Raw genomic sequence first — 3,733 nt, 5'->3', positions numbered from 1 at the left:
CCCCCTTGGCGGGTTTGGGTCGCTTGCGGCGGCTGCCTTCCTTGCAGATACACTGGGTCGGGGCAGGTGGAAACGAGCAGGCTTCAATGGCTTGATGCTGCCGGTTTTGGAAGATTCCCGCCTTGCTTTGCGCAGTGCGCAAGGTCACCTCACCATCAAGGACTTGCTACTCTATTCCACCGTGTGCGGCACCGGTTTGGATACGCTGCCATTGCCGGGCAACTGTTCTCAGGAAACCATCTTTGCCTTGCTGCTGGATCTGGCAGCCCTGTCGCTGCGTTTGAACAAACCCCTCACCGCCCGGCTGATGCCCATGCCGGGCAAGCAGGCGGGTGACCCGCTCACTTTTGACTTCGAATTCTTCAGCAGTGGCAGCGTGATGGCACTCGATTCCGGTGAATTGAACGGCCTGCTGGCAGCCAGCCAGATAATGGATGTTCAGCCGCGCTGAACGACCCATTTTGAATCAACGTACTTTCTTGAAGTCAATCAAAATCAGGTTTTTATCACAATCGGCAAAGGTATCGAAAACAACCCGTTCTGAAAGAGGTAAGTTAGCCTGATCCAGCAAGCGCACCGAAAGCAAGCCGCGTGAGGCAATCGGCTGATTTGCGATGGTAAATTCATAACCCGAAGGACCATACTGGGCAGCCGTACCGGTCAAGCTGGTCATATCCACCCGCTTGCCATCCAGCGTACCGCGCAGCCAAACTCGAATACCGGTAACCGGGCGGTTCTGTTCGTCCACCACGCGTCCGGCCACGCCCATCCAGCCGCAGCCACGGCTGGCATCGTACAGATTGATCGAAATCGCCTGCGGGTCGCTCTGACGCATAAAGGTAAACCCACCGGGCGCATTGGTTTCAGTCGGTTCGGGTGTCTCCAGACTTTCAATCGGCGTGCCAATGATGACGATGATCGGCTCGGTAGGGGTTGGGCTTGGTGGTGGAGTGGGCGAGTAGTCGGGGGTAGGTGAAGGAGTTGGCGTCCAGGTAGGGGGTAACGCCAGCAGGGTTGAGGTCGCCGTCGGCGCCTGCGCCAAAGCCGGCAAAGTCGGCGGCGGGAATGGGTTCAGTGAAGATTGCGGATTGAGAAAAATCATCAAGAAAAAAGAGGCTGTCAGGGGAATCATGGCCAGCACAAACACGGTTGCCAGATTCCATGGCAAGTCTCGGTTTGATTTTCGGGGTTCTCGTTTGTTCACGCACTACCTCCTTAGGGGCTCGGGACGGTAAATTGTGACAGCTCACGGGTAGAGTATTTCAATTTGCGCCGCAGCCCGCTGCTGGTTGAGCCATTCCTGTATCAATTTTTCCTGCAGTGTCAAACGGGCTTCACTGCTCAAGGGATAACTTTCATCTCGTTCTTCCACCTGAATGATATGATAACCCAAAGTGGACTCAATCACATTGCTGTACTCGCCCGGCTGCAAACTGAAGGCTGCTTCTTCGACCGCCGGGATGGTCAGAAAACCACGCGGAAACCAGCCCAAATCCCCGCCGGTGAGCGGGTCGTACTGAAAGGCAAGGGTTGCAAAATCTGCGCCAGCCTGTAACTGCCGGTAGAGCGAATCGGCAGTCGAACGAAGGCGCACCACAATCTGGCGGGCTTTGACCTGCTCCACCTGTGCAGGCAGACTGGCTGCCAGCTGATCGCGCTGCCGGGCGGCTTCCATTGCGCGGCGCAGCGCAAATCGAAACACCATTAAGTCCTCATACCCATTCTGGTTCATCCAATCTTGAAAAACCTGTTGATCCCCTGTTTCGGCAATCAGTTGCTGAATGCGGTTCTCTAACTGGGCATCATCCACCGCAAAACCACTCGCACGGGCCGCCTGCGCCAGCAGGGTCTGCTCAATCAAATCATTTACCACAAGCCGGATGCGCTCCTCCTCACTGCGCTGGATACCCAATTCTTGATCGGCCTGTTGTAGTTGAAGCAGCGAAGCTTCAAATTCACGCCGGGGTATTCCTTCACCATTGACAATCAATGCAAGCGGTTCGGGTGTGGCCGTCACCGTGGGGATATGCGTGGGCCGGGCAGGTGGTTGGGGTGTTTGATCCGACGGCACAGGACTGCTGGTTAAAACCGGTTCACCCCCATTATTACAGCCTGCCAGCAGCGCTAAAACCAAAACTCCCAGCACGAAACAATTTTTCCAATAAGCCCATTTTGATCTGAACATAAAAAAAATTATAACCGATATATCCATAAAGCACCTCCCGCAGAGGTCTGCGGGAGGTGTAACCTTTCAGAACTGGAAAGGCGAATGGTTTAGTATTCAGGCATCGGCGGAGCGGCCGGTTTTTCCTTTTCAGGAACCTCCGTGATCAGGGCTTCGGTGGTCAGGATCATGGCTGCAATCGAGGCAGCATTTTCCAGCGCACCGCGAGTGACTTTGGCAGGATCAATCACACCGCCCTTGACCATGTTCAGGTACTCATCGCGCAGCACATCATAGCCAATCTTGGGATCGTTTTCGCGCTTCTGAGCCTGCCGCACGTTCTCAATGACTACCGAGCCTTCTTTGCCGGCGTTTTCAACGATCTTGCGCATGGGTACTTCCAGCGCTTTGCGGACGATGTTGACGCCAATTTGCTCGTCCTCATATTCCATCTTGAGGGTATCCAGCACCGGAATGGCATTCAGCAGGGCAACACCACCGCCGGGGACAATTCCCTCTTCCACTGCGGCACGGGTCGCCGAGAGAGCATCCTCAACACGGTGTTTCTTCTCTTTCAATTCGGTTTCGGTGGCAGCGCCCACGCGGATAATCGCCACGCCACCCGCGAGTTTCGCCAGACGTTCTTGCAGTTTTTCGCGGTCGTAATCGCTGGTGGTTTTCTCAATTTCCACGCGAATTTGCTCGATGCGCCCGCGGATTTCGGCCTCGTTGCCCTTGCCGCCAACAATGGTGGTGTTGTCTTTATCAGCCACCACTTTCTCGGCGCGGCCGAGATCGGCAATGGTCGTGGTTTCCAGCTTGCGGCCGGTTTCTTCGGAAATGACGCTGGCACCGGTCAGAATGGCAATATCCTGCAGCATGGCTTTGCGGCGATCACCAAAACCGGGGGCTTTGACCGCCAGCACATTCAGCATACCGCGCAGTTTGTTCAGCACCAGGGTTGCCAGAGCTTCGCCATCCACATCCTCGGCAATGATGACCAGATCGCGCTTGCCAACCTGCACCAGCTTTTCGAGAATGGGGACAATATCCTGTGCAGCGGAGATTTTCTTGTCATGGATCAGGATGTAAGGATCCTGAATGACCGCTTCCATGTGTTCGGGATCGGTAATGAAGTAGGGGGAGATATAACCGCGGTCGAACTGCATACCTTCGACGTACTCGGTTTCGAATTCCAGACCTTTGGATTCTTCTACGGTGATCACGCCATCTTTGCCGACTTTATCCATCACCTCGGCAATCAGGTTACCAATGGTGCGGTCCTGGGCGGAAATGGTGGCAACGTTGGCAATGTCATCTTTGGTGGTGATGTCAATCGCCTGTTTGCGGATTTCTTCCGAAACCAGTTTGGCAGCAGCTTCAATACCGCGTTTGAGCAGCATTGGGTTGGCGCCAGCGGCCAGGGTTTTCAAACCTTCCGTAACGATGGCGTGCGCCAGTACGGTAGAAGTTGTGGTGCCGTCACCGGCAATGTCATTGGTTTTGGTGGCCGCTTCTTTGAGCAGCTGAGCACCCATGTTCTCGAACGGATCTTCCAGCTCAATTTCT

General features: G+C 54.9%; 4 protein-coding genes. 1 reads left to right on the top strand and 3 read right to left on the bottom strand.

The window, feature by feature from the left end:
• Positions 1-451, top strand: a 451-nt coding sequence (locus VAE48_RS09400) for a DUF711 family protein (protein ID WP_322793070.1), incomplete at its 5' end; no start/stop codon positions are given.
• A 15-nt stretch (positions 452-466) separates the two neighbouring features.
• Here the strand turns inward: VAE48_RS09400 and VAE48_RS09395 are convergent.
• From VAE48_RS09395 to groL, 3 genes are all read right to left on the bottom strand, one after another.
• Complete coding sequence (locus tag VAE48_RS09395) at positions 467-1,204, bottom strand: hypothetical protein (protein WP_322793069.1); 738 nt, start codon at positions 1,202-1,204, stop codon at positions 467-469.
• Positions 1,205-1,246: 42 nt separating this feature from the next.
• On the bottom strand, positions 1,247-2,146 hold the full coding sequence (locus VAE48_RS09390) for a peptidylprolyl isomerase (RefSeq protein WP_322793068.1): 900 nt from the start codon (positions 2,144-2,146) through the stop codon (positions 1,247-1,249).
• Between the two features lie 128 nt (positions 2,147-2,274).
• Positions 2,275-3,733: chaperonin GroEL (gene groL, locus VAE48_RS09385; RefSeq protein ID WP_322793067.1), on the bottom strand; the 1,459-nt coding region annotated here is incomplete at its 5' end.

The organism is Bellilinea sp. (assembly GCF_034432615.1).
GTDB lineage: Bacteria > Chloroflexota > Anaerolineae > Anaerolineales > Anaerolineaceae > Bellilinea.
The sequence above is the reverse complement of the archived record's forward strand: the minus strand, read 5'-3'. Positions and strand labels throughout refer to the sequence as shown.